The organism is Rhizobium sp. FG96 (genome assembly GCF_057808655.1).
This window is the reverse complement of sequence record NZ_JBMDIL010000012.1, coordinates 84,635-110,523: the sequence shown is the minus strand read 5'-3', so window position 1 is coordinate 110,523 and position 25,889 is coordinate 84,635. Positions and strand designations below refer to the sequence as shown.

General features: G+C 57.9%; 28 protein-coding genes. 11 read left to right on the top strand and 17 right to left on the bottom strand.

Annotated elements, in window-relative coordinates; genetic code table 11:
• Nucleotides 1-17 precede the first annotated feature (17 nt).
• The 4 genes from ACODR6_RS22750 to ACODR6_RS22735 form a co-directional block, all read right to left on the bottom strand.
• The gene (locus tag ACODR6_RS22750; protein WP_148194603.1) at nt 18-236 is read right to left on the bottom strand and encodes a hypothetical protein; all 219 of its coding nucleotides are present in this window, start codon (nt 234-236) and stop codon (nt 18-20) included.
• Nucleotides 233-1,033: an exodeoxyribonuclease III gene (gene xth / locus ACODR6_RS22745; RefSeq protein WP_203431251.1), complete on the bottom strand. Its 801-nt coding sequence runs from the start codon at nt 1,031-1,033 to the stop codon at nt 233-235. Before xth ends, ACODR6_RS22750 begins: the two co-directional genes overlap by 4 nt.
• Before the next feature lie 3 nt (nt 1,034-1,036).
• On the bottom strand, nt 1,037-1,213 hold the full coding sequence (locus tag ACODR6_RS22740; protein WP_203431250.1) for a DUF3606 domain-containing protein: 177 nt from the start codon (nt 1,211-1,213) through the stop codon (nt 1,037-1,039).
• A 1,037-nt stretch (nt 1,214-2,250) separates the two neighbouring features.
• Nucleotides 2,251-3,126 (bottom strand): SDR family oxidoreductase, encoded by an 876-nt coding sequence (locus ACODR6_RS22735; protein ID WP_246777766.1) that lies wholly within the window; start codon nt 3,124-3,126, stop codon nt 2,251-2,253.
• 247 nt (nt 3,127-3,373) lie between these two features.
• Between ACODR6_RS22735 and ACODR6_RS22730 the strand changes: the two genes are divergently transcribed.
• Together ACODR6_RS22730 and ACODR6_RS22725 are read left to right on the top strand one after the other, a co-directional pair.
• A complete protein-coding gene (locus tag ACODR6_RS22730) occupies nt 3,374-4,249 on the top strand; it encodes an alpha/beta fold hydrolase (RefSeq protein WP_489024620.1) in 876 nt (291 codons plus the stop codon).
• A gap of 282 nt (nt 4,250-4,531) precedes the next feature.
• Entirely contained in the window at nt 4,532-5,806 is a 1,275-nt protein-coding gene (locus ACODR6_RS22725) for a cation:proton antiporter (protein ID WP_203431247.1), read from the top strand.
• A gap of 50 nt (nt 5,807-5,856) precedes the next feature.
• On the opposite strand, the gene ACODR6_RS22720 is transcribed toward ACODR6_RS22725, so the two are convergent.
• The gene (locus ACODR6_RS22720; RefSeq protein ID WP_203431246.1) at nt 5,857-6,162 is read right to left on the bottom strand and encodes an ArsR/SmtB family transcription factor; all 306 of its coding nucleotides are present in this window, start codon (nt 6,160-6,162) and stop codon (nt 5,857-5,859) included.
• 408 nt (nt 6,163-6,570) lie between these two features.
• On the opposite strand from ACODR6_RS22720, the gene ACODR6_RS22715 reads away from it, so the two are divergent.
• The 4 genes from ACODR6_RS22715 to ACODR6_RS22700 all read left to right on the top strand — a co-directional run bounded on the left by ACODR6_RS22715 (nt 6,571) and on the right by ACODR6_RS22700 (nt 9,326).
• Complete coding sequence (locus ACODR6_RS22715) at nt 6,571-6,837, top strand: YMGG-like glycine zipper-containing protein (protein WP_246777681.1); 267 nt, start codon at nt 6,571-6,573, stop codon at nt 6,835-6,837.
• Between the two features lie 210 nt (nt 6,838-7,047).
• Nucleotides 7,048-7,800 (top strand): exonuclease domain-containing protein, encoded by a 753-nt coding sequence (locus ACODR6_RS22710; protein ID WP_203431245.1) that lies wholly within the window; start codon nt 7,048-7,050, stop codon nt 7,798-7,800.
• Nucleotides 7,801-8,040: 240 nt separating this feature from the next.
• Nucleotides 8,041-9,018, top strand: a complete 978-nt coding sequence (locus tag ACODR6_RS22705) for a magnesium transporter CorA family protein (protein WP_199629725.1) — start codon at nt 8,041-8,043, stop codon at nt 9,016-9,018.
• Nucleotides 9,019-9,125: 107 nt separating this feature from the next.
• Nucleotides 9,126-9,326, top strand: a complete 201-nt coding sequence (locus tag ACODR6_RS22700; protein ID WP_112718976.1) for a response regulator transcription factor — start codon at nt 9,126-9,128, stop codon at nt 9,324-9,326.
• Nucleotides 9,327-9,531: 205 nt separating this feature from the next.
• Here ACODR6_RS22700 and ACODR6_RS22695 read toward each other — a convergent pair whose 3' ends face one another.
• Nucleotides 9,532-10,572 (bottom strand): phosphatidylglycerol lysyltransferase domain-containing protein, encoded by a 1,041-nt coding sequence (locus tag ACODR6_RS22695; RefSeq protein WP_112718975.1) that lies wholly within the window; start codon nt 10,570-10,572, stop codon nt 9,532-9,534.
• Nucleotides 10,573-10,708: 136 nt separating this feature from the next.
• Between ACODR6_RS22695 and ACODR6_RS22690 the strand changes: the two genes are divergently transcribed.
• Nucleotides 10,709-11,896: a flavin-containing monooxygenase gene (locus ACODR6_RS22690; protein WP_112718974.1), complete on the top strand. Its 1,188-nt coding sequence runs from the start codon at nt 10,709-10,711 to the stop codon at nt 11,894-11,896.
• A 142-nt stretch (nt 11,897-12,038) separates the two neighbouring features.
• On the opposite strand, the gene ACODR6_RS22685 is transcribed toward ACODR6_RS22690, so the two are convergent.
• The 8 genes from ACODR6_RS22685 to ACODR6_RS22650 form a co-directional block, all read right to left on the bottom strand.
• Complete coding sequence (locus ACODR6_RS22685) at nt 12,039-12,455, bottom strand: CBS domain-containing protein (RefSeq protein ID WP_203431244.1); 417 nt, start codon at nt 12,453-12,455, stop codon at nt 12,039-12,041.
• A gap of 126 nt (nt 12,456-12,581) precedes the next feature.
• A complete protein-coding gene (gene glgX / locus ACODR6_RS22680; RefSeq protein ID WP_489024615.1) occupies nt 12,582-14,666 on the bottom strand; it encodes a glycogen debranching protein GlgX in 2,085 nt (694 codons plus the stop codon).
• Between the two features lie 924 nt (nt 14,667-15,590).
• Nucleotides 15,591-15,809, bottom strand: coding sequence for a hypothetical protein (locus ACODR6_RS22675; protein ID WP_130279569.1), 219 nt, complete (start codon nt 15,807-15,809; stop codon nt 15,591-15,593).
• Nucleotides 15,810-16,021: 212 nt separating this feature from the next.
• A complete protein-coding gene (locus ACODR6_RS22670; protein WP_112715766.1) occupies nt 16,022-16,507 on the bottom strand; it encodes a metallophosphoesterase family protein in 486 nt (161 codons plus the stop codon).
• Nucleotides 16,508-16,570: 63 nt separating this feature from the next.
• Complete coding sequence (locus tag ACODR6_RS22665; protein ID WP_199629720.1) at nt 16,571-17,113, bottom strand: MOSC domain-containing protein; 543 nt, start codon at nt 17,111-17,113, stop codon at nt 16,571-16,573.
• Between the two features lie 826 nt (nt 17,114-17,939).
• Nucleotides 17,940-18,140: a hypothetical protein gene (locus ACODR6_RS22660; protein WP_130279568.1), complete on the bottom strand. Its 201-nt coding sequence runs from the start codon at nt 18,138-18,140 to the stop codon at nt 17,940-17,942.
• Nucleotides 18,141-18,442: 302 nt separating this feature from the next.
• Complete coding sequence (locus tag ACODR6_RS22655) at nt 18,443-18,631, bottom strand: hypothetical protein (protein ID WP_203431242.1); 189 nt, start codon at nt 18,629-18,631, stop codon at nt 18,443-18,445.
• A 181-nt stretch (nt 18,632-18,812) separates the two neighbouring features.
• Nucleotides 18,813-19,202 carry a DUF4142 domain-containing protein gene (locus tag ACODR6_RS22650; RefSeq protein WP_489024611.1) on the bottom strand — a complete coding sequence of 130 codons (390 nt, stop codon included), beginning with the start codon at nt 19,200-19,202 and terminating at the stop codon, nt 18,813-18,815.
• 191 nt (nt 19,203-19,393) lie between these two features.
• On the opposite strand from ACODR6_RS22650, the gene ACODR6_RS22645 reads away from it, so the two are divergent.
• A complete protein-coding gene (locus ACODR6_RS22645; protein WP_112715772.1) occupies nt 19,394-19,654 on the top strand; it encodes a DUF982 domain-containing protein in 261 nt (86 codons plus the stop codon).
• Nucleotides 19,651-20,133, top strand: coding sequence for a DUF2243 domain-containing protein (locus ACODR6_RS22640; RefSeq protein WP_112715773.1), 483 nt, complete (start codon nt 19,651-19,653; stop codon nt 20,131-20,133). The genes ACODR6_RS22645 and ACODR6_RS22640 overlap by 4 nt, the downstream gene beginning before the upstream one ends.
• A gap of 284 nt (nt 20,134-20,417) precedes the next feature.
• Here the strand turns inward: ACODR6_RS22640 and treY are convergent, their stop codons facing one another.
• From treY to ACODR6_RS22625, 3 genes are all read right to left on the bottom strand, one after another.
• Entirely contained in the window at nt 20,418-22,925 is a 2,508-nt protein-coding gene (treY, locus tag ACODR6_RS22635; protein ID WP_203431241.1) for a malto-oligosyltrehalose synthase, read from the bottom strand.
• Nucleotides 22,926-23,331: 406 nt separating this feature from the next.
• The gene (locus ACODR6_RS22630; RefSeq protein ID WP_203431240.1) at nt 23,332-23,910 is read right to left on the bottom strand and encodes a hypothetical protein; all 579 of its coding nucleotides are present in this window, start codon (nt 23,908-23,910) and stop codon (nt 23,332-23,334) included.
• A 264-nt stretch (nt 23,911-24,174) separates the two neighbouring features.
• Nucleotides 24,175-24,498, bottom strand: coding sequence for a hypothetical protein (locus tag ACODR6_RS22625; protein ID WP_112715777.1), 324 nt, complete (start codon nt 24,496-24,498; stop codon nt 24,175-24,177).
• Between the two features lie 316 nt (nt 24,499-24,814).
• Between ACODR6_RS22625 and ACODR6_RS22620 the strand changes: the two genes are divergently transcribed.
• Entirely contained in the window at nt 24,815-25,285 is a 471-nt protein-coding gene (locus ACODR6_RS22620; RefSeq protein ID WP_203431632.1) for an Hsp20 family protein, read from the top strand.
• Nucleotides 25,286-25,328: 43 nt separating this feature from the next.
• A complete protein-coding gene (locus tag ACODR6_RS22615) occupies nt 25,329-25,577 on the top strand; it encodes a hypothetical protein (RefSeq protein ID WP_449099009.1) in 249 nt (82 codons plus the stop codon).
• Nucleotides 25,578-25,889 lie beyond the last annotated feature (312 nt).

The following is a 25,889-nucleotide window of genomic DNA, read 5'->3' as shown; positions in this document are numbered from 1 at the left end:
CAGCTGGCCGCCACGGTTCAATTCTTGTCAGCGGACGGCCAGTCGTTTGCAGGTTCCTCGACCACCGCACTGCCATCTTCCGCAGGGTCGGGGTCACGATCAAGCGCCATCCGCAGCTCATCGACCTCTTCGACGATCGCCCGCAAGACATCCTCATGCCTCGCTCCGGCAACCACGAAGGTGTCGACAAAATCTTCCAGCCGGTCGCGCAACCGCGCTCTCCATGTCTCGGTCATGATTTCCTCCTCTTCTTTACGATCTTGTCGCTGAGCTCGATCCATACGGGCGCGTGATCGCTTGTGTGGTCCCAACCGCGCACGTCTCTATCGACTTGCGCCGCCGACAGACGGTCCGCCGCCCCAGGGCTCAGGAGGACGTGGTCGATCCGAAGACCCGCATCACGGGCAAAAGCGTTTCGGAAGTAGTCCCAGAATGTATAGATGCGCTCGCCCGGGTAGAGATGGCGCAGGGCATCTGTCCAGCCCTGATCAACAAGATCCTCATAGGCCTGCCGCACTTCGATCCTGAACAACGCGTCATTCGTCCAGCGCTCCGGCTTATAGACATCCAACTCCGTTGGCATGACGTTATAATCGCCGGCAAGCACGACTGGAACATCCAGCTCCGGCAGTTCCCTGGCATAGTCCTGCAAACGCTTGAACCAACGTAGCTTGTAGTCGAATTTCGGTCCTGGATAGGGGTTGCCGTTGGGAAGATAGAGACCGCCGATCACCATTCCGTCGACGATGGCCTCGATATACCGGCTGTGTTCGTCAGCCGGCTCCCCTGGAAGCCCTCTCCTCGTAAGATGCGGGTGCTGTCCTTTGGCAAGGATCGCCACACCGTTCCAGGACTTTTGGCCATGCCAGACGGCGCCATAGCCAGCTGCCTCGATGGCTTTGACGGGAAACTTATCCTGCGGCGCCTTGAGCTCTTGCAGGCAAACGATATCGGGATCCGCCTCCTGCAGCCACCGTAGGAGGACTTCCAGCCGGCCGTTGACGCCGTTGACATTATACGTCGCGATCTTCACGGCTCAGCGGCGACTGATGTCTGCTTCCACGTTCTTGCGACAGTTTCCAGCGCTCTTGATGGCCTTCTTAACCGCGTCTGCAGAAACGCCCTGCTTCTTTGCTTCATATCGAACCTCGTAATCCTGACCGCCCGCTACTCTTTCTCGGTCCTGAGCACGTCCCCTCGAAGTGGTTGCCATGGACAGTCTCCAGATTTATTGCCTCGGTATGCAGAAACGATCAAAGAATCAGTAAGTTCCATGGGCCGGGAGCATGATGGTTTGAAGGATGGAGCAGCCATCATCGTCGAACAACCTGGGGCGGGACAGACACAGCCATCGCGTCAGTTGTTGCTGCAGATGCGGATGCAGGATACTAAGGCTCCGGCTGCAAGCAACCCCCGGCCGTGGAACCGATTTGCCGGGTAGGCCATTTCTGACGCATGCAAACGCGAAGCCTTTTCCTCATTATTTCGCAACCCGTCGCCTGGCTGACGGGACATCGATTGGTCTTGGCGGGGGCATTAGGCGCTGTGACGGTCTGGTCAGTTGGTGGATGGATTGGCGGCCTGCCGAAGGAATGGTGCATGTTGTCCAACATGATCGGAAGCCTCGTCACCCTTTTATCCTGCTCATCATACAGCACTCGCAGAACCGCGGTATAGCGGCGCTTCAAGTGAAAGTGGGCGAGCTGGATCCGATCAAGCGATGCCGGTAACCATATGATCGGCATCGAGCGAGCCGAGGCAGACGAGCTGTCGCGGCTTGCGAGCGTTCTTCGGGCAGGCCCGTGACTGCCCCGGCGATCCTGCTCCCGTTCCACGGCCTCCTCGACGCACTCTGTCGGCTAACCGCTTGCTTATCTCGCGCAGTTTAGAGACGGACCGATCACGCGTGAATGCGGGACGTTGCGATGGGCGTATGGCAGGAACGGTGCCGGCTGCTGCGCCTTGTCGCTCGGATGGCCAAAACCTCTTCCTTAGATGGCTCACCTGCCGAGATCTTTTTCGCCACCGGATACCAACCCTCGCAAGCCCAATACGCCAAGTCCACTCGCGGCATTTCCCAGCGGGACTGTGATCAGCACGACGACACATTCTCCGAGTTTCATGTTCGAGCCGATGCCCGTCATCGATTGTTCGCCATCATGAGATTTCTCGCATCGACATCGCTGCTGCCGTACAATGGAGCGCTTGGATGGCGTGTCTGTTGGTCCGCATCGGCGTTAAGCCGCTCTCTTACGGTTGCCCGCCGCCGCCTGCTGCGCCATAAATTTGTCCGGTGGCGTAACTGGCCTCAGGATCTGCGAGCTGAACGTAGATGGACGCCAGTTCTGCCGGCTGTCCCGGGCGCCCCATCGGTGTGTCGCCTCCGAACTTTTCCAGCTTTTCCATCGTGGCGCCCCCGCTGACCTGCAGCGGAGTCCAGATTGGGCCGGGCGCGACACCATTGACGCGGATGCCTTTGGGGCCGAGCTGCTTGGCCATCGATTTGGTGAAATTCATCATCGCGGCCTTGGTCATGGCGTAGTCGACGAGGTTCTCTGAAGGATCATATGCTTGCTCCGAGGTTGTCTGGATAATCACGGAACCTGGCTGCATGTGCTTGAGCGCTGCACTTGTCAGGAGGAAGGTTGCGTAGATATTGGTTTTCATAGTCGCGTCGAACGCCTCGTAGGTGATCTCTTCGATCGACTTTGCTTGCTGTTGGCGGCCGGCATTGTTGACCAGTATCTCGAGGCCGCCGAGTGCACCCACCGCATCTTCTACCAGTTTTTCACAGAAGGCCGCATCCCGCAGGTCGCCGGGAAGCGATATGCCTCTACGGCCTTCCTTCTGGATCAGCGCGATCACCTCCCGTGCATCGGGCTCCTCATCCGGAAGATAGTTGATGGCGACATCAGCGCCTTCGCGGGCGTAAGCGATGGCTGCCGCGCGACCCATGCCGGAATCGCCCCCGGTGATCAGCGCCCTGCGTCCCGCAAGACGGCCAGAACCCTTATAGGAAGCCTCCCCGTGATCGGGCTTGGGCACCATCCTGCCGGCAAGGCCTGGAAATGGCTGACTCTGCTTCTGGAATGGCGGTTTCGGGTACTTTGTCGTAGGATCGTCCATCTGTGCATTCTCCTGCGTGTTCGAGGCCGACCAGGCGAAGCCTTGGAAAGCCGAGGCTGCGAGCGTTACGCTTGCCGCAGCAATCACCGATCGCCGGGTCATGGGGACGGAGTGTTTGGGTGTGATGACAGCTCTTTCAGCGTTCGCGGCTTCGGTCGCCCACCAACTTAGGTAACGCTGCGAGGTTCCCTGCTTCGGAACCAAGAGTGCTCTTATGGTGTTGCGTCCTTCAATCGGGAGTACCATCATGCCGCACCTTGAAACGGACAGCCTGCGAATAGTCTTCGACGAAACTGGAGTGCGTCATGGCCAGCCGGTTCTCTTTCTTCACGGATGGCCCGACGACGCTTCCACATGGTCGTCTGTCACGTCGCTGCTGGGGAACCGGGATCTTCGACTGATTGCGCCATACTTGCGGGGGTTCGGTCCGACCGTATTTCGCAACGACAGTGCATTGCGCAGCGCGAACGGTGGCGCCCTTGCGATGGACGCCATAGCCCTCATGGACGGCCTGGGCATTGAGCGGTTTTCCGTCGTTGGCCACGACTGGGGCTCAAACATCGCCGAAGCCCTCGCCATTGGCTGGCCCGAGCGCGTCGACCGGATGGCGCTGCTTTCGTCGCTGCCGCGCATGGGCGGTTTGAAGACCCCTTCATTTCGGCAGGCCGAGCGATACTGGTACCATTGGTTCATGGCGACGAAGCGCGGAGCTGAGGCGATCCATGACGATCCGCATGGCTTTGCCCGCATCCAGTGGGAAAACTGGGGGCCTGACGGCTGGTTTGACGAGGCAACTTTTGCCTCGGTATCGAAGTCCTTCGATAATCCGGACTGGGTCGCTGTCACGCTGCACAGCTATAGGGTTCGTTGGGGGGAAGCCGAGCCCGATCCGCAAAGCGCATGGCTTGAAGACCGCGTCAGGCAGACACAGTCGCTCTCGCTGCCGACGGTCTACTTCCAGGGGCTGGAAGATGGCGTCAATCCGCCTGAGCTCTCCGAACACTTGCACGAAAAGTTCTCGGGCCCCTTTGAAAGGATCATTCTTCAGAATGTCGGACATTTTCCGCAACGCGAGGATCCGCAAACCGTAGCGCGAGAACTTGCCATATTCCTTGAGCAATAGGGCCCTAGGAACAGGTAGGCTGCAGTCGACGTTTATCTTGTTGGCCGAAGGGACCATGTTCATGTTCAAAACTTCCGACGCCGATCTCGAACCGCGCAGTGGCAGCCCGAGCGCCCGGCGACCTGAGGGGAAGATCAAGCGCCGCTTCATGAGCCAGTGTAGGGACGCAGCGCATCAAAAGCTGTCGTTGGAGCTCGCAAAGGTCTTCGATGCAGCCCGGGATGCAGACAAGCACGTCGCGGCTGGATCCGCCATCATACCCGCGTGGGAGAGATGACCGGAGTGAACACCTACGTCGTTACGCTCCTGATCTTCGGCGCCGTGGTTTTGTTGACCGCCTGGCTGCCCATGGCGCTGAGGCGGGTCCCTCTTTCTTTGCCCATCTGCTGCATTGCCATCGGAATGGCACTCGCCTGGTCTCCATTCACGCCTCTGCCGCAGTTCAACCCGCTGGAGAATGTAAAATGGGCCGAGCACTTGACGGAGTTCGTGGTCGTCGTTGCCTTGATGGGGGCTGGCCTGAAGATCGACCGGCCGCTCGGTTGGGCACGATGGATGATCACCTGGAGATTGCTGGGGATCGCCATGCCTATCTCGATTGCCGCGATCGCGCTTCTTGGGTGGAGCGTCCTCGGTCTTGGAGCAGCGTCTGCTCTTTTACTCGGTGCAGCACTCGCACCCACCGATCCTGTTCTTGCAGCAGATGTTCAGGTGGGGCCGCCGCAGACAGGTGAGGAAGACGACATCCGTTTCGCGTTGACGTCGGAGGCCGGCCTGAATGACGGGCTGAGCTTTCCTTTTGTAATGGCGGCGATGGCAATCGCCGGCAGCACGGCCGGTCATTCGGACTGGGTCTTGCCCTGGCTGGCTGTCGACGTTGTCTGGAAGCTCGCCGTGGGCGCCGGAACGGGATGGATTGTCGGCCGCGCGCTTGGATACCTCACCTTTAAGGTTCCGGAACGAAGCCGGATCGCACGAACTGGCGACGGGCTTGCAGCGCTCGGTTTCACCTGCGTGGCCTATGCGATCGCCGAACTCGTCCATGGATATGGGTTCGTGGCGGTGTTTGTTGCTGCGCTGGCGTTGCGCAGTGTCGAACGACACAGCAGCTTTCATGGCGAGCTTCACGATTTCGGCGAACAAATAGAGCGAATGCTGATGATGGTGCTGCTCGTCTGCTTCGGATCAATCGTCGCTGAAGGATCGCTTCTGCAAAAGGTGGATTGGCGAGTGGCAGTGGTCGCTGTTGTGACCCTTTCGCTTGTGCGACCGCTGGCGGGTTGGATCAGCCTGATGGGCTGCCGGCATTCCGTTGCGGAGAAGGCGATTGTTTCAGTGTTCGGCATCCGTGGATTAGGATCGATCTACTATCTCGCCTACGCATCCGGGAAAGTGCAGTTCGAAGGAATAGAGACAATATGGGCAACAGTTCTCGTCATTATCCTTGCGTCAATTGTGCTGCACGGCATTGCGGTGACGCCGGTGATGCGGTGGATCGACCGGCGACGCGGCGTCCACAAGATGAAGCCGGCGCCAACGCCTGGCGCGACCGATTGATTACCTGTTTGCCGGGCTGCCAGCTGGGCGCAACCCCGATCACCGGAAATCTACGCGCCCGGCGGGCGGGATCCAAAGATCTCGTCGAGGGCTCGCAGCAAACTGAGGATCCGTTGGTCGTCGGTCCGGTAAAAGACCGTTTGAGCGCTCCGCCTCGTTTTTACCAGCTTGTCCGCGCGCAGTTTGGACAGGTGCTGTGAGAGCGCCGACTGTGAGAGGTCCACATGAAGCATCAGGTCACCGACCGATATCTCCTTGTGGGCCAGAACGAGCAGTATCTTCAAGCGATTTTCGTTAGCAATCGCGGACAGCAAGGCGGCTTTGTCCTCAAGGGCGTCGTCCGGTTCTAAGGTCATCGAGGGATCCGAGAATGCTGGTCACGATGCGTGGCGCCGCCAGTGTAGATCGGCTCTCAGGCAATGCAATTAAATATTCTAACAACGCTATGTTTTTCGTGCCGCACGATAAGCTAGAATCAAATGGCGCAGGGTGTTTGGCGAGATCTCCAAGAATACCGACATCGGCGTTTCGCCCTTAATTGGCGCGCGCGGGTGCGTTGACGTCGAGACAAACCCGTTGCGGCGACTTCACTCATGATCGAATCGATCTCTGCGAAGGCGCGCATCGAAACAATGCCTGCGGTAGGCAGAGGTCGGACCTTGGTCCGATGCGACGACGCGGACGGAACAAAACCTGACTGGTGCGGTTTGAGGGAGACCAAACGCCTCGCGTCGTGGGGCTGCGGACAACCAAGGAAACTCGTCATGTTCAAAAACCTATCACTTGTTTTGGCTTTCACCGCGACCTTGCCGATGTTGACGGCTTGCACAGCCACCGAGAAGGGGACCGCAATTGGCGCGGGAACGGGTGCCGTCATCGGCGGAGCCGTCACGAATAGCTGGGGAGGAGCCGCGGTTGGTGCAGTTGCCGGTGGCGTCGCAGGCGCTTTGATCGGCCGTTCGACCGAACATAGAGGCTATTGCATCTATCGTGATCAGTATGGCCGCAAGTACGAGGCGCGGTGCCGCTAGGCCGTCGGGTCGTTCGGTATCCGCTCCAGCTTGTACGGGGACCGTTGCTCGCTCGCGAGAAATTGGTTCCCGAACAACTGCGCAGAAAACCAGGACCGCTAGATTCGCAGGTCAAAAGCTGAAGCCACTCTGGAGCCGCCTAGCTGCTGGATCGCGAGCAGGGTGGGCAGGACTAATGTCGACGCGTCGGAAATTGCGAGAGGTGAGCAGGTGGCCGAGGCAGCGAGAGTTCGGGTCATTGACCTGGAGACCGCGGGAAACGGCCCCAACGATGTATGCGAGATCGGCTGGCAGGACGTCGTCCAGGCGCCAGACGGACGCTGGGGGCTGGATGCCGAACGCGGCTCGTTCCTGGTTGACCCAGGTCGTCCCATATCGCCGGAAACAATGGCGATCCATCACATCCTCGACCGAGACGTGATCGGCGCGCCTCTGTGGAAGCAGGCCGCAGCTTCCGTCCTTCAGCCGCGCCAACCAGTCGCGGCACTTGCTGCACATCGCGCCGCCTTCGAACGACGCTATTGCACGCCCCGGCTTTGCGCAGGGGCGCCGTGGATCTGCACATGGAAGTGCGCCCTGAGGCTATGGCCGCATCTGCCGCGGTTCTCGAACCAGATGCTGCGTTACCAGCGCATGCCGGTTGGGCTTGTGCACGAGATCGGTCTGCCCGCCCACCGCGCGATGCCAGATGCATATGTGACAGCTCATCATCTGCGTGACATGCTGAATGAAGCTTCACTCGAGCAGTTGCTGGCATGGAGCGCTCAACCGGGCCTGTTGCCCCGCGTCCCCGCAGGATCCGAACGCGGCAAGGCTTGGAGCCAAGTCGATTTGCAACTCCTTCAGGGATTCCTCAAGGATCGAGACGCCGACATCCGGTTTACTGCCGAAATGGAATTGGCCCGGAGGGAAGACAAATCCTCCACGGTAAAAGAGCCGCCCATCCAGCCACGCCTGCTTTAGCACTCGTTTCGGTCGCCACGGGCCGCATGGCGGGACCCGTCCAGACAGAGGAATTATGCGCTTGCTATGATCTCCTGGACTTCAAGTTGAGGGGAGAGGAACGGTGAGGCATCCGGTCGAACATTCGGCAACGGGTCACCGAGACGACCGGGCAAAGCACCCACGAGCGACGATATGGCACCTGGCCGCAAAAGGGATGCGTGTCATATCACAATATGCTGGAATTTTGAGGAACCGAGAGTGCTAAAAATCTATCGTGACATTGACGGAACTGTCAGGGCTGGCCAACCTCAAGACACATTGCCTGGTCGGGTAATCTGGATGGACCTGATCGATCCCGACGAAAAGGAAATAGCGTTTGTCCAACATCGGGCGAAGGTGCGTGTTCCGACAAAGGAAGCGCTGAGCGAAATCGAGGCGTCCAGCAGGCTCTCCAAACAAGGTAACCGGCTCTATCTCAGCGCGCCTGTCGTTGCCCACGCCAGCATCGAGCATGCTGAACTGTCGCCAGCTGGGTTTATCGTCGGTCCTGACTTTCTCGTGACCGTACGCTTCGAAGCCTTGCCCGCTTTCGACGCGGTGGCCGATCGCATAAAACATGATGAAAGCCTGTCCAGTGGAATGGGAGTTTTTGTCGCGCTGCTTGAGGCGATGGTCGATCGTGGTGCAGATGCCCTTGAGCATCTGGCCACTGCAGTCGACCACGTGTCCCGTTCGGTCTTCAAAGGCAACCTTAGGGGATCTACGTCCTCTCGAAACGCCAATTTCACCTTGCGCCTGGCGCTTTCGAAAGTTGGCAGGCTGGGCGACCGATCATCGAAAGCAAGAGATGTTCTCCTCGGTGTCGGGAGGATGGCGTCGTTCACACTCGATGTGTGTCATGACATGCTGTCGGACGAATTCCGTGACCAGCTCCACGCCGTTACCAAAGACGTCGCTTCTTTGAGTGACTATGAGACCCACCTTTCTGACAAGACACAGTTTCTGCTCGACGCCGTTCTTGGCTTCATCACCATCGAGCAGAACGACATATTCAAGGTATTGACCATCGCATCGGTGGTGGGCGTCCCGCCCACCCTGATGGCTGGCATATGGGGGATGAACTTCAAGTTCATGCCTGAACTTGGCTGGACTTGGGGTTACCCATTTGCCTGGGCGGTCATCGCCTTGAGTGCCATACTGCCGCTATTATGGTTCTGGCGGAGAGGGTGGTTTTGATGCCGACCGAGGGTGGTCTGTCATGGGAATGTTCTCACGGCCTGCTGTTTCGCAAAAAAGCTTTGACCAGAGGGTGAACCGCGCGAAAGAGTCACCATATCGATCTTATGGAATACCATCTGTCCCCGCGTGAGCGAGAAGTGCTGACATTGATGTGCGATGGCAAGAGCGCCCAGGAAATTGCAGACATCCTGGGGATATCGGTCTACACCGTGCGCACGCATATCGATCGACTGAAGGACACGTTCTGCGTCTACAAAGACACGGCGCTGGTGGCTGCTGCGTTCAGAACTGGCGTGATACATTGACTGGCCGGGGCTGGCTTGCGAACCCTGGCAGTGCTGGCTTGTTGCGCCCTGAACGCCGAACCTTCAGGGGGAGGCGCATAAGCCTCGATTCGACATTGCAGGGATGACATTCGAAGATAATCCGATGAGCGGTTTGAACCGGTTCGGTCTGGGGATCGCACGTCGCGGTCGGCTCATCGCACATGTTCATCGCGGAGTGACACGACTAAAGCGTTTTGAGCAGGCGGAGTAACGCGATCATCTCTATCGGGGTCGGCCTCTTGAACGCAATGTAGGTGGGAACTTCTTCCCCATGAAACCGGCGCTTGAACGCCGCCTGACCACGCAAGTTGAATATATGAGTGTTGACCTTTTCAGACAGGAAGGCCTTCTCGAACAAGGTGCGCCAGAGGCGGCTCTCGGCAAACCCGCTCGCGGCGATCGCTGCAAGCGGCGATAGGCCAAGGGTAATGCGCGCGCGTCCCTCTTCGCGGAAACGGTCAGCAGCAAATTTTGTCAGCCCGACCTCGGCATGTGGTGTCGTTCCCTCGAGCTTTCGCTTGAAAGCTGCCGTGTAGCCTGTCACCACGCCGTCTTCAAACATCGGATCGAAATCGAGGATTGCAACTGGATCGCCTTGTGGGCTCAGGATCACAAAGCGACGCATATGCGGTGATAGTTCCGGAAAGAAGGGTCGATTCAGGAAGCGCATTTCCCTCCGGCTGACGATCCGCCCAGCACGCCAGCTTTCCGAAACGGTCTTGATCTGGTCGGCCTGGGTCCTGGTGCCGTCACACTCGGCGATCGTGTAGCCTTGCTTGATCAGCCATCTCTCGGAATAGCGGACCGTTTCGTTCCGTTTGCCGCTGAAACTGTGGGTATCGAAGGTCAAATGTGTATCGATCCCCATGTGATTGACGCGATATCCCATCGTTGACAGAACCCCCGCCGTTTGCGGCCCGATTTGGACGAAACAAGGATTTCCGGCCGCTTGAACAAAGTCTCGTACATATCGTTCGTGCTCACTCTTTGGTGCAACGGGATCGCCCAGGGCGAACGTGTGGCCCATCTTGGTCGCATAGGCGACATATCCCTCGTCGTCCCCGAAGTGTTTCAGGTCCCGCTGAACGGCGGTCGAGTAGGCGAGGGCGAAGTCACCGTGCCTACGACAGAGCTCCAGCTTCTGGCTCGCGGAAAATCGAACGTCCGGGATATGAGATACGCGTCGGTCGAGTAGATCATCGAAGACCCTGCGGATGTTCGGCATTGCGTTCCCCTGGTGGTCACGCACCTTGCGCACAGTTTAGAGTCGTTACCAAACGCGAAAGCATCCTTCGTCCGATACCGTACAATCGTCAGCGGGCGGCGTTGCGCCCGTATTCTGTTTTAGTCATGGTTGTCGGATGGAAGCGCAAGCGAATGTAGAACGAGTCGTTATCGTCGGTGCCGGCTTGGCAGGACTGACGGTTGCCTATCACCTTAAAAGGTTGGGAATTAAAAGTCTTATCTTGGACAAAGGCGGCAAGATCGGCGCCTCCTGGTCTGCGCGCCACCAGCAGTTGACCCTCAATACTCACCGGAGCGTGTCACACTTGCCGGGTCTGCAATATCAAAGTGGAACGCCAGCGTTTCCGAGGCGAGATGACGTTGTGCGCCATCTCGAGAGTTTCGCGCAGCGCCATGCGTTCCCAATACGCTTTAACGTAGATGTCACTGGGATCAGCAAGGCCGGCTCTTGCTTCGTGATCACATCCAGCACCGGTCCTGTCTTTGCCGAGCATGTAGTTATTGCAACAGGGAGGGACCACGATCCACGATGGCCACAAATTCGTGGTGTTGAAACCTTCACCGGCCAACGCATCCACGCGAGCGACTTTGGCGACGTGAAGCAATATGCGGGAAAACGCGTCCTCGTTGTGGGAGGGGGAAACTCAGGATTTGACATCCTGAACCATCTTTGCCGGGTTGATACTGAAGAAGTTTGGCTCTCCGTTAGATCGGGGTCAGCGGTTCTTCCCAAGCGCTTGAGGGGTATCGCTGTGCATCGACTGTCCCCGCTCATGGACATGTTGCCATCAGCGTTTGCCGACCTTGCGATCGGTTTCACTCAGCGGCTCGCTTTCGGAAACATTCAAAGTTTCGGCTTTCCGAAGCCCGGTCGGGGAGCAGCGACCCGGCTCAGATGCGATCACATTGCCATCCCTGTCGACGACGGAGCAATGGGCGCGATAAAGGCGGGCCGGATTGCGGTCGTCCGCGAGGTCGACCGCGTAGTTGGCGGCACGGTTTATCTGGCCGGCGGCGACATTGTCGAGCCAGACATTCTCATCGCAGCGACCGGCTACGGCCCACGACTGGGATGTACTCTTGGCGATCTTTCCGTACTGGATGCCAAAGGTAATCCAATCCTCGGTTCCGACAATGTGTCATCAAGTGTTCCGGGTTTGTGGTTTTCGGGGATGACGCCAGGCCTTGTCAGCTACTTCAGAAGTGTCGATCGAGAGGCTGGGAAGATTGCGGCAGCCGTGGCTGCAGAGCCGCAAAGGCCAAGGACAGCGGTCAGCCGGTTGGATGAATGGGCCGAGGACTGAATTTTGCATAGGTCCGAGCAGGCATTCTGGAGGCGGTCGAGCCAACGACAGGGCGCAACTGCGCTGCCCCTATCAGACCACGCATCAACAGGCAGCCCGTGTGGAAGGTGCAGGACGCCAGCCGACGTCACGCACTCCTGACCTACCGAGCGGAAACGTCGTCACTGATCTCCTCCAGGGCAACGCCGGCAAGTTCTTCGTTGATGCCCGCAACGTCGCCCAGAGACAAAATGCCGACGATTTTCCCGTCATCATCGAAGACCAGAAGCCGGCGCATTTGCAATTCGGACATCCGATCCGCCGCCTCTCGCAGATTGTCTCCTTCGAGGCAGCTTTCCACGCCTTCGGTCATGATCGACGATACCGCCTCATCATATCCGATCCCCTCGGCAACGCCTCGAATGACGATGTCGCGGTCCGTCACGACACCGAACACTTCTCCGTCGACGACCGGAATAACCCCGGAATCGATCTCCGACATAAGCCTCGCGACCTCCCTGATGCTCGAAGCGGGAGCGGCCGTTACCACCTGCCGTGTCATCACGTCTTTTACCTGCATCGCCTTCTCCTTTTGTCGAGGACGTCCCATGCCAAGCCAAAGTTCCTTTCCGAAACCCAACGATTATACGCATCCCAGCGGACTGCTGGATGCACGATCCAGGCTTACGGAGCAACGCGCGGCGCACTAGGCGCGTGGCGACAACACCACCAGACTGCGCGGTGCGAGAACGTAGGTTTGCGCATCCCCAATGTCTTCGTCGCTCCGATCGGGCTCGTCAGTCGCCAGTTCGACAGCCCAGCCGCCGCCAGGGCTATCTGGGAGAGAAAACTCTATGTCACCATCATGGGGATTGAACAGAATGATGACGTCCGTCAAGCCCTCGCACGCTTGGCTGTCGCACGCCAATCGCAAGCCGATTGTCGTGCTTCTGGCATCGGCCCATTGCTCTTCGGTCTGTTCACCCCCGCCTGGATTCAGCCAGGCGACTGTCATGCCGTCACGCCAGCTTTCTCGCCGCAAGATCGGGTTGTCGTTGCGGAGTTTGATCAGCCTGGTAACGAACTCGCGAAGCTGATTGGCGGTATCGGGCAAATCATCCCAGTGAATCCAGCTGAGCTCGCTGTCCTGGCAGTAGCCGTTGTTGTTTCCCATCTGGCTGCGGCCAAACTCGTCTCCGGCAAGAAGCATTGGAGTGCCGTGGGAAAGGAAGAGTGTGGCGAGGAAGTTGCGCTTTTGGCGCTCACGTATGACATTGATGTTTTCATCGTCGGTCGGACCTTCGACACCGTAGTTGTCGCTGCGATTGTCGCTGTGGCCGTCATTATTGTCTTCGCCGTTGTCCTCGTTGTGCTTCTGCGCGTACGATACAAGGTCGTTCAAGGTAAAGCCGTCGTGCGCTGTCAGGAAGTTGACGCCAGCCCATGGCCTGCGACCACGAAGATCGTAGACGTCCCCGGAGCCGAGCATGCGTGCGGCGAAGTCGCTCGTCGTGCCGTCTGTATCCTTCCAGTAGTCGCGTACTGTGTCACGATACTTGTCGTTCCACTCGGCCCAGCCCGGTGGGAAGCCGCCGACCTGATATCCGCCTGGGCCGATATCCCATGGCTCACCAATGAGCTTCGCCTTAGACAGTACCGGGTCCTGGCCTACCGCGTCGAAAAAGCCGCCGCGCTGGTCGAAGCCTTCCGGTTCGCGACCGAGAATTGTGCCTAAATCAAAGCGGAAGCCATCAACGTGCATTTCGTCCGACCAGTACCGTAGGCTGTCGGTGATCAACTGGAGGACGCGAGGGTGCGACGTATTGACCGTATTTCCCGTGCCTGTGTCGTTGATATAATAGCGAGGCTCTCCGGGCATCGTCCGATAGTAGGAGAAATTATCGATGCCTTTGAACGACAGCGTTGGCCCAAGTTCATTGCCTTCAGCGGTGTGGTTGTAGACGACATCCAGAATAACCTCGATGCCGTTATCATGAAACGCACGGATCATGTCCCTAAAGCCGGCCATGCCGCGGGGGCCGTAATAGCGTGAGGCGAGGGCGAAAAACCCGAGTGAGTTGTAGCCCCAGTAATTTCTTAGCCCCTTGTCGAGAAGATGCGCATCGTCTGGAAACCAGTGGACCGGAAGAAGCTCGACGGACGTGACGCCCAGACTGCGGATATACTCGACGATCTTCTTGTGTCCGAGGCCCTCGTAAGTCCCACGCAGCTCTTCGGGAACCGCGGGGTGGAGCTTGGTGAAGCCTTTCACATGAGTTTCATAAAATATCGTTTTCGACCAGGGGATCTGGGGCTGTTTCGCATGCTTCCACTCTGCGGCGGAAGTGTCGATGACGCGGCACTTCGGCATCGCTGCTGCGCTGTCGCTCTCGTCATACGACAGATCTTTGTCCTCGCTGTCCATCTGGTAGGCAAATTGCTCCTGCCCCCACCGGATGTCCCCGACGAGTTCGCGAGCGTAGGGATCGACCAGCAACTTGTTTGGATTGAAGCGATGCCCGTTTTCGGGATCATATGGTCCGTAAACCCGGTACCCGTAGAGCGACCCGGCTTTGAGGCCAGGAACATAGCCATGCCAGATTTCGTTGGTAAACTCCGGAAGCGTGATCCGGTCGGTCTCGACCTTGCCGCTCTCGTCAAACAGGCAAAGCTCGACGCGCTCTGCATGAGCGCTGAAAATCGAAAAATTCACGCCGTCCTTGTCAACGGTTGCACCAAGACGCGTCCAGTCGCCGGCAAGCACGTCTTTACTGTTATGAGAAGCTGTCATGTCAAACCCCAAAGCAATGGCGCGATGAAAACTTGGAGGCACGTGAATGGTTCCAGTTCCGTCCGGCAATTATCGCGACGCTGCATCACGAACAGGCCATCAGCGGATTGGGTCGGAGGAGCGAGGATCCAACTGCGCCTGTTCTGATCTTCGTCCAAGGTGGACCGGTGGTTGGGCGATGGCCTATGTCGGGGAGGATAAAAGGATGACCGGGCTCAGACAGCGTCGATAAGCGCTGTTTACAAGGCTCCGTGCCATGGCGGCCGAAACGTGTCTCGACTGATAGCCGTCGCAACGCTCGTCGTTCCGGCGAGCGGTCGGAAGATATTGCAATTGCAGACAGCACCTTTGGATGTCGCACCACGGTGACGCGCCAGCTTGTATCAGATTGCAGACTTGGAGATTTGGTCCCTGACGGGCGGCGCCAGTCTTCACAAGAAGGAGCGCTGCGCTTCCAGTTCTAAGGGGCTTCTCCCGACAGCGCCAGCGCCTCAAGGATTTGACTGAACTCTGCTCAGCAGGACAGCGTCGAGCCGCGAGCGCTTAGCCTGGTCACAACAGATGAAATCGAAGAGCGCCCACATGAAAACCCCCGGTCCGGGAGGGAGGAGACCGGGGGTTTGCATGCTGTCGCAGCCTCCGCGGAGAGCGGTTGCCCGATGGGAGAATCGAGTGCTGCCTGCGAGTTAGAACCTCCTGATCCAAAGATTGTTCCCTCCACGCTCTCGAGAACATTGACCATTGCTACTGCGTTGCTCATTCCTAGCTGAAAACAGACTGTCATGATGCCGGCGGACCAGATAATCGCCTGGACCGGACATCTGCGGTGAACGGAAGGGCCGGAACCGAACCGCCATTGGAGGCTGACGTGGAAGCTCAGTTGTGGTTCCATGGCATTGGAGATCAAGCTCCGCCCAGCGGCTTCTAAGCTGAATTTCTCGCTTTGCGGACCCGGTCCAGGACCGACGATGCCGCAAGCAGGATCGCGGTGAGCAAAGTTAGACAGACCATCGCCGCAATACCGGCCATCATCACAGGCATTCGATGGTGAGCGATGAAAATCATCGGTGAGGCCGCTAGGCTTAAGGCGGCAAACAAAACGACGAAAGCGGCCAGAACGGCCAATTGCGCGAGCTGAAGCATGTTGAATTCCTCAAAGGTGATCGCGGCGACAGATCGCACGCTGGTGTATCGCCTTTGTGTCCGTCTGGATCTGGTGTGTATCTTCTTGTAGGAATGTTCGGGCCCGGGGCAGGTTGGCAAGGCCAATCAAAACCCGAGGGAAATTCTTGAGAGCCATAAAAGTTGGCAGGCGCTGATCTTCAGCGAATGCCACGCCGCCGGAAGTGACGGGCTTACTGCCCCAAGATGCTCGCGAGTGTCACGGGACGCAGGCCGCGCGCATCGACGCCGACGTCGAATTGGCGGGGATAGGGTTTCAGCCTGCCGTGCGAATGGCCATGTAGATTGATCGACTTCCTGCCCATGTGGTTCCATGTCCTGAAAGCGTAGTGGCATAGGACCAGGTGATGCCCATCATGCCTGATTTCAGCGTAGTGTTGCACACTTTCCCATGCGGAAGAACTGGTCGTCGTCGGCGGGTCATTGTTGCCGATGATCAGGTGCTTGCGCCCATGCAGCTTTGACAGAAGCACTGTGCAATCACCCGCGTTTGCCGACATGACGTCTCCCAGGTGCCAGACCTCGTCGCTGGGGCCAACGGTTTCATTCCAGCTGCGAACAAGCGCCGCGTCATGCTCGGCTGTACTTGAAAACGGTCGCCGATCGAGGCGCAAAACGCGCGGGTCGCCGAAATGCGTGTCAGCGGTAAAATGGATCATCAGCGTTATCTGCAGGCTCTTGCCGGAATTTCTAGGGGCGGCGTATCCGCAGTGCACGAAATCTTACACAGCCTCGAGCCCAAAAAGTGGAGGTTGGGGGAGTTCGACCACGACAGGATCACCGGGAACGACAACGCCACCCGCCAAAACAACGGCCATCACACCAGTCTTCCTGACGACTTCGCCGCTCGGCGCTTTTAGCAGAACCGCCTTGAGAAGACCGGAGCGAAACTTTTCGATCTGGGAGCATGGATTGCGAAGGCCGGTTACATGCAATACCGCGTCTGCGCCGAGCTTGAGGATCGTCCCGCGAGGAAGTGCAAGGAGGTCGACCCCGCGGGTGGTGACATTTTCGCCGAGGTCGCCCGGAGCGACGGCAAAGCCACTACTGGCCAGTTCGTCCAGAAGTTCCGCTTGGATCAAATGCACCTGACGAAGGTTCGGCTGGCTTGGATCGGTCCTCACGCGGTAGCGATGTTTGATAGTGACGCCAAGATGGGCGTCGCCTTCAACGCCCAAGCCTTGCAACATAGTTATCCTTGGTACAAGCATCTTTGAAAATCGATGTTGGTGGTCGCAGGCGACCGCAATAACCACGCCGCCCATAGGGCCAACCTTCGCATTCGTTCGTGGCGTGTTCATAACGTTGTTTGCCCGGATGTAAAGCACGACCTAAGATGGCTGCGTCGATTGCCGCTCTCGTTGGTGGCTGGAACGTTGCTCCCTTAGCGTTCCCCTGTTTCAACTCAAGCAACCAGCGAGAAAGCCTCGCCGTTTCTTGGCGAGGCCTTTCCTTAGAATGTGGACCCGACCGTCGAGCTGGTTCACGACGCGGAGCTAGCGCCGGTCATTATGGACGTGAGCGATTGTCTGCCGACTAAACGGCCGAAGCCCTCGTTGTTTCCCAGGCGTGGAAATGCGAGCTGCGCCGCCAGGCCCGGAGGACCAACAACGTCCACGGCTGGGTTCATCGGGCCGGCATAATATGCCTTCATGCTGCCGGTCGCACAGAAAGTGGAAGGGCCATTCCCGCGCCTGTCGTCACGGCTTGCCCGATATGCGGTTCCAGCGACTAGACGCACGAGATTCCGTCGGAAGCTTTGACCTATGGTTTGATCAGTGAGAACTTTTCTGCCTGGGCGGAGTATAGCGGCGGTCACTCAACGACTGCTGTGTTCACACCATGACCATCGGACCTGTGATCGGGTGACCCTGCAAGGAAATTCGTCGCGGCGCATCTTTCCACATCGAGAACGCCGAATAGACGATTGGTCGTTGATAGCGCAAATTCAGCAGCCGAGACTCGGGGGTAAGAACGGGCTTCATAGCTGGCGACTTGCGCAACCGTCAGGTGGAAGGAATGGCGCAAAAGGCGAGCATAAAAAAGAAAGAGGCCGCCGTGGCGGCCTCCTCGTCGTAGAACAAGCTGTTATCAGTGGCTGTTCTTATGGCTCTGCTGGCCAGCCTTGACGTGCTGCTCGTGCGAGCCGCCCTGCTTGCCAGAGGAGGCGCTTTTGGCAGAAGAAGAAGCCTCGGAAGTCTTGCTCGAAGAAGCCTGCTTCGAGCCAGAATTCTTGTGGCTCTGCTGGCCTGCCTTTACGTGCTGCTCGTGCGAGCCGCCCTGATTTGCCATGACATAGTCTCCATTGTTTGAAGAGGCCCAGATGCCTCGCAAACTTAACCTGCGTGCGGCGATGTTGTTCCGCTTTTTTCGCCGCTTGCTCAGACTATTGGACAGGTGTCGCCCAACACGACCAGGAGACAGAAGGCTTTGCAAGTAAGGACGTGCCGGGCGACCGGGCCCGAACATTCCCAGAGTGCAAGAGTTCCCGCGTCCCGGGGATTTAGAGATGAAATGTGGGCGGCCCTATCGATGTGGCAATGCTGAAAGGGGGAACTGGCGTACGAGTGATGAACGAAGCTAATCTCCAATCGTCAGCGGGCTTTCTTCAAGGCGATGTCTTCGATGTCGAGAAGAAGAGCGATCTTTTCTTTAGGACGGGAGATAGCCAAGGCGGCTCCGAGTGCGACGAGTGCAGAGGTTGCGCCAGCTCTCGAAGCTGCAGGCTGGCCACGGCGGCTAAAATAGAAGGCGTTTGCCCCGGCGACAGAAGCGACGTTCACATTATCGTTTCCGCAGAAGATTGGCATAGCCATCCTATTGCGAGCGATTTTGGCAGCGGCGTGGGCGGCAGGCTGTCGGCTATTTGTTAGAAATGCCCTGGACACGGGTCAGGTGCATGTGGAGGTCGGGTAACATCGTCACACCCGCGTTTTTCAATGGGCCATCAGGACCCTCTTTCGCTTAGGCCACAAACAGCTCGTATGCCTGCTGATGCGCGGTTACCTGTGTCGACAGGTAAGCTTGGTCGAGATTTGCGGGATCGCTGTTTTTAAGAGCGTCGATCTTTTGCTGATGTTGGGCATCGAGCGACTGTGAAACGGTGACGCCATCGTTTCTGGCGGCCGCTGATAGCAACCCTGCGGCGCGGCCATGGTCCCGCAGCATATCCTGAGCGAATTGCTTAGCGGCGACCGCTCGCCCTTGGGAGATTTCGATTTTCGCGGCCTCGATCTCGAATATGTTCGACACCGCGGCTTTTTGCGCGAAATCCTGCTTCGCGCCCTCCCCGTCGCCGGCGCGTACTGGAAGCGTGATCAGGCAGACAACTAGGCTGAGAGCCAGTCTTTTCATCGTGAAGCCTCCGGGCGAGGGTGGTTGCAGCCCACCGAAAATGTTGAAGTTGCCCTTCCAGGGCAGAGCGGGTCACAACCACAGCCTCGGCTAGAAGTTCCAGACGCCCAGCGAAGGTTCGCTAGCGCACACAGCCAAGGCCAGTGGAACCCTGCGATACGCTTATTGTTATGGGAAGCAGGAGGCCCTCAATGGAAAATGTTATCGATGTCGACTTTCACGTTATCTGGCCGTCACCGGTCTTTATAAGAATAGGCAGCGGGATGCGCGAACGGATCGGTGGGCCTGATGCAGCGCTTTCTGCACTGCTCCACCGATGGCCTACCGGGAATAACTCTGAATATCTCGCTGCCAAGCGCCACTGCATGAATGCAGTGTCTCGGCACGGTAGCCCCGCGCTCGCGCGAAGCGCGTTTGTAGAGGCTGCAGCCGCAGCGAAAGTTCTCGCATGACAATAATCAGACGCAACGTCAGAAGTGGCGTCCCGCTATCTGCGGGCTTGCTGCTTGGAATTGGGCTCGGGGGCTTTTTCGACGGAATCGTGCTGCATCAATTGCTTCAGTGGCATCACATGATAAGCTCTTGGTATCCGATCAACACTATCGCAAATCTCGAGCTCAACACGCTGTGGGATGGGGTTTTTCATTCGGCAACCTATGTCCTGGTCCTTGCCGGGCTATTCATTCTCTGGAGGTCGAGCAGGCTTAGTCACTTCCGCTGGTCGACGGCGGAGCTCGCGGCTCTAATGCTTATCGGCTTTGGGGGCTTCAATCTTGTCGAGGGGATCGTCGACCATCAGATTCTGGGGCTCCACCACGTCAACGAAACGGTCGCTCGCGGTTATTGGCTGCTCTGGGATCTCGGCTTTCTCGCAGCGGGCGGAACGATGGTCGCTGCGGGAGCCTTTATCTGGATCCGGCGGCATGGCTGAGGTATTTCGTGAGCTCCGAGCGGCAGTGATCTGGGTCGCTTTTGGCGCTGCGCTCGTCTTCGCCACTCGACCGGTCTGGTCTTATCTGATGTTTGGATCCAGTGTCACGCTGGACGATATTTTGGCGCTACGGTGCTTTGGACTGCCAACCTGACCCTCCGTCTGCATCGCCCCTGCTGGCCGCCCTCGATTGCGACCAGCCGTAACCATCTGGTTGCCGCAATGGCGCAACACTATTCACAAGCTCCGCACAGACGGTCACTGGCGACTGAGCGATGCCTGCTTCAGGTGGACTTGAGAACCACGAAAGGCTTCGTGAACGCTTCGAGTTGAAGCGCATCGTGCACATGAACAAGTCGCCCCGTCAACAGATCGATGAATGAACGATCTTGAAAGGCCGCCGGAAGGGCTATGCGCGTTCCGGCCCATGGAATGGGAGCGCTCAGGTCGTCAACGCCGAGCCACAAGCGGGGCGTAACGACTACAACGACATCTGTCTGATCAGCGCGAGCATAAGCGAGAACATTAGTTGCTCGAGGACCGGAAGCTATGAGTGGCAGGTAATCTCCCCGGCGAAAGAGCGTCGGAACTTGCTGACGCACATGCAGAAGAGTGGTGATGACATGCTGCTTCAGTCGCCCATTGTCCTCGGCCCAGACCTCATCTCCAGCTCCCAGTAGGTGCCTCTGGAGGGTCTCGAAGTCCGGCTCCCTCCGGTTGTCGGGATCGACGAGACTGAAGTCGAGGCCTTCGCTTCCCTGATAGATATCCGGTACGCCGGGAGCAGTCAGCTTGATGATCGCCTGGGTAATACTATTCACAAGGCCCGAACGAACGAAGGGACGAAGGGTCTTGGTGAAGTCGTCAAGGAAAGCACGGTTGTCTGGTGACAGTAGGCGGCGCACATAGGCGATGACGGCGCTCTCATAGGCCTCGTCAATCTCACTCCACGTCGTACGAAGTTTTGCTTCGCGCAAGGCTTTTTCCGTGTAGGCAACGAAGCGATCTTCGATGGCACCCAAAGAAGCGGCGTCTTCGTGCTCCAGATCTGCTGGCCACACGCCGGCAAGTGCCTGGTAAAGCATCCACTCGACGGAAGGCTCGGGGGCAAGACCGTCGTCGAGCTTCTGAACGAACGTTCTATTCATCTCCCGCCAACGATCAACGCCGCGGCTCCAGGCCTCCGGCGCCTCGGTGAGCGCGTAGAGTCGTGCGCGAGCGTCTTCTCCGCGCTTGGTATCATGTGTGGACGATGCGGAAAGTGCATCGGGCTGGCGCAAAAGGCGAGACTTCATCTCCTCGTGAAATCGATCCAGCCGATAGGTGCGGGGAAGGGGGTCTGCTCCAACCTCGTTCAGCGCGAGTAGCGCGCCCTGGCGAAAGAAGAGGGTGTCCTCGACAGACTTTGCCATCAGCGGACCAGTCAGCTGCTGGAAGCGCGTTCGAAATGTCGAAGCGAGCTCACCAACAGTGTGATCGACGTCACCGAGAAGTATGCGCTCGAGGGTAGCGAGCGCCCGGGCATCGGGGCGATTGGTGGCGTTTTGGACCGTCGCCATGACTGACGCTAGCCTGAGTCTGTCTTCCCCCGGCAACCCTGCGCCCGTGCCATAGGTGCGGTACACCGGGAAGCAGATCAGCAATTCGCGCAGGGCTTCCGCAAGCGCTTCTTCCGGCAAGGCGAGGCTATCATCCGTCTCCCCGATCCGGCGAGCGAGTTGTATCAGTACAGCAAACTCCCCCGCGAAGTTGTTGTCTACCATCAGCGTTTTAGCCGAACGCAGTTCTTCTTTCATGTCGAGGGGGCCGACAAGCTTCTGGTAGGCGCCCCTTAGAACCTCCATCTTGTCGTTGTCCACGAAAACATCGCTCAGAGCTGCGATGAACTCGTAGCCCGTCGTTCCGGAGACCGGCCAGTCTGGAGGAAGCATCTCGCCTTCACCGAGGATTTTTTCGACAGTAATGTAACACGCTGGCCCGGTTTGTTCACGCAGTCGCTCAAGATAGCTTTTTGGGTCGGCAAGGCCGTCGACATGGTCGATACGCAGACCATCCACGGCGCCAGAATGGACGAGGTCAAGGATAAGACGATGGGTGTCTGCAAAAACTGTAGCGTCCTCAACGCGAACACCGGCCAGGCCAGTGATCTCGAAAAACCGGCGATAGGACAAATCTCGTGGAGCATCACGCCACGACATCAATCGGTAAGGCTGAAGATCGTGCAGTCTCTTGATCTCGGTCTTGTCGGAGAGGCTCAGGATCTCGTCCTTGCGACCGGAATAGGTCTCGGGCGCCAGGGGATAGAACGCTTCGTAAAAAGCGAACGCAGGGTTTCCAGTTTTCGGATCTCGCTCAATCGTGATCTCGCCTGCATGCAGCGCCTCATCGAATGAGCCTCCCAGAAAGGGAAGCGTGAGTTTGCGCGACCAGTCGATATCGAAGTGCCCGGCGTAGCGGCTGGCTGCGCCGTGTTCGACGACGTCGCGCCACCACGCATTCTCAAGCGATGCCGCCATATGGTTCGGTACGATATCGAGGATGAGACCGAGGCCGGCTCCCTTTAAGCTTCTCACCATTCGGTCGAACCCGATCCGACCACCGATCGCCGGATCGATTTCAGTGGCATCCGTGACATCGTAGCCATGGCTGGAGCCGGATGTCGCGGTGAAGATGGGTGAGGCGTAGAGATGGCTGATCCCAAGACGCTTCAAATAGGGCACCTGTTCGGCAGCACGATCGAACGTCATGCCGTTGCGGAACTGAATGCGATAGGTTGCTGTTGGTACGCTCATAGATCTTTCCGGCTGTTGTATAGGCTCTGGATCGCCCGCCTGGCATGACGACTCGAGAGCGCCGTCGTTTGAAAGGCGCCCTTTAAACTCCGAAGACCACCGCCGGTTCCAGTCACCGACCCCGTTCTCACCCTGGCCGACCTGGCTTCGGCAGATTTTGTACGCGACGTCCCAATATCTCTTGAGTTGAACGGCTTGGAACGGGTCGCGGTGCCGTTATGCGTCTGAAGTGGAGTTTTCCGTCCACGGGTATGGCTTGAGGCAACCCGCCCTGACGAAAAGAGCATGCGGTTTGTCCCTCGCTTCCGCGGACGCTTGCGCAACATGATTGAGCTTGAGTTGTCCAAGCCCTCAAAGCCCGTTTAACTGGAGCATCTTTCCGACGGACGATTAATGCAAGCGCCACTCAGGCCGCCCTTTTTGGCGTTAAGCGGACGCCTCGCTTTTCAGGGAAACGTATCCGATTGCGATACCAGTGAGGGGAAATGCTGTCTCGGGATCCGGCCAGGCCCTTCCCCGAGCCGACATCGTCTGCATCATCCATTCGCTCAAAGCCCACAAAGATGAAACGCGTCGAAGAGCGGTGGATCGTGTCTGGGCACGTGCTAACTTCGTGGTCGATCTGGACACTCACGAATTCGGGGGCGCGAATGAAACCTCTGGAAAGATCCCCTGCAATCTGCGTGGCAAGGCGCTTCTTCCCCATATAAGCCGAAATAAGCTGATTGTGCGTAAAATCCAGAAGCCGGAACGTCATCATAATAGCTTCGTCATCGATCATTGCGCCGCTGATCGTGTCAAGCGCTCGTCCTCTGGCAAAAAGCATACCCGCACGGCTGGTGCCGGAAAAGCTGAACCACGTCTTGCGCCTGGTGAGGTAATCAACGCTCCAAGCGGCCCGGCCATCCACGGGATCGTCGCCCGCAAGGTCAGAGAGCTCCTGAAGCGTCTCAAGAAAAGCCATTCGAAAGTCAGCCGGCTGCATGTCCCACTCCTCAAGCAACTGGATCGAACGCTGATTTCTGAGACAAGTTCCCTGACAAACACACAATCGGCAACGACGTGACTTAGGCTGTCGCGCCTGCGTCCTCGACGCCGAGAAGCGCATTTGCCTAGCCTGCCAAGCCAGATCACACGAGGGCTCAAGAGGACGGCTTTCCGGCTGAGACGGCCTGGAGGCCTACAACGCAATGGTCTCTCATTTCGTCCTCCAATCCCGCGCCTCCCTTCGGCTAAAATGGCGCTCAGTCTAAAGGGAGTGATCGGGAACAATAAAGGTGCCATCCAGGTTGTCGATGTTCTGGCAATTCAGTACCCGGCAGCTCCTGTTGTCTCTGGTCGGTATGCTCTTCCACTCAGCGTATTCGTTGGCCTCGCAGAACCGACTATTGCGCACAAAGCGGTCATAGAGCGGCAGACCCCGCGGCGACTTCCATCGGAAGATGACTGCTCCCTGTGAGTGGACTGCCTCTCGGGCCTGCTCACAGGTCATGGACAATGGGCTTAGTCTCGAAATTGCGTAGCACGGCGAGCCGGCGAGGAGGGCGGCCAAAGTCAATAAAACTGCGCGCATGAAAGTTTGATCCTGTTGGTGACGCCGTCTAACATCAGAATATGGAAATGGTTCCACGGCTCGTTCACCCGGTTCGCCAAGGAGCGATGCGCGCCGCTGAACGCCTCTGAACCTCCGCCTCTTTTCGCGTGAAGCCCGGCGATCGCATATGCAAACGTCGCTCCAGGAGTGTGCAAAAAATTTTGTTCGGCTGCCTTGAAAACAAAAATCAAAAAAACCAGATTTGCGCACGCCGGTAGCCCAGATGGGGGCCGGAGAACAGGGAACGCCCTTTCTCAGCGTTCCGCTTCCAACTCGCTTTAAAGAGGTTTTGGTCATGAGAACAGAATTCGACTTCGGGCCACTCTATCGGTCCAGCATCGGCTTCGATCGGGTATTTTCGCTGCTCAATAATTCACAGCGTCTCCAGCCAGTCGACGCGTGGCCGCCTTACGACATCATCAAGAACGGCGACAATGAGTATAAGATCGTGATGGCTGTCGCCGGGTTCGAGGATGGCGATCTCGACATTACGCAGGAGCGCAACCTTCTCGTCGTCAAGGGTGGAAAGGCCGATGACAGCAAGGCTGAGTACCTGCATCGGGGCATTGCGGCGCGCAGCTTCGAGCGTCGGTTCGAACTTGCAGATCATGTTAGCGTCGAGAACGCTTGCCTGAAAAACGGGCTGCTTTCCATCGATCTCAAACGGGAAATCCCCGAAGCTATGAAGCCGCGCAAGATCTCGATCGGCGGTGACAGCGAGGCTTCGGCTCCGCTCCAGATCGAAGGCGACAAGCAGGTCGCTTGATTTCAACACAGGGGAGCGGGCGGCGTAGCATGCGCCGTCTGCAATGGCTATGGAAGCGTTTCAAATTGATAAGCACGACGGCTTTTACGTCGGCGACTTGGAGGCCTGTCAACGTGTCTTCGATGCCGTCGCGTCCAAGGCCGGCGTTGACCGTCGATCGGAAGAAGGCGAGCGGATCGCTTCGATCCTGGTGCAGCTTTATCGGCAAGGCGTGCACGATCCTCAACACCTTGACGCGATGGTGAGTGCTGCCCGCGGTATATTTGCAAAGCGCGAGCCCTCCAAGCAATAGGCTAGACCGGGTCTGTTGCAGGTCCGATCCTGTTTGGACGGTGGCGATGAACGTACGCGAGTGACAACGGGTGTGGTTGCCAATCGTGTACGTTTCCGGACGGTAGTGTTGCCTTGAGCGCTTCACGACGCAATTAGCAGGCATGAGCAAAAACGAAGAACGACCGATATCACGCCGCCGTAAATCGATGACTATGACCGAGCGCCGGTCTCGTGCGGAAGAGACCCATGTCATAGCAATATCAACGATCGAAGCCGAAGCGGAGGCGCGCCGGCGAAAGACCGAGCGGCTGAAGGCAGCACGCGAAGCTTT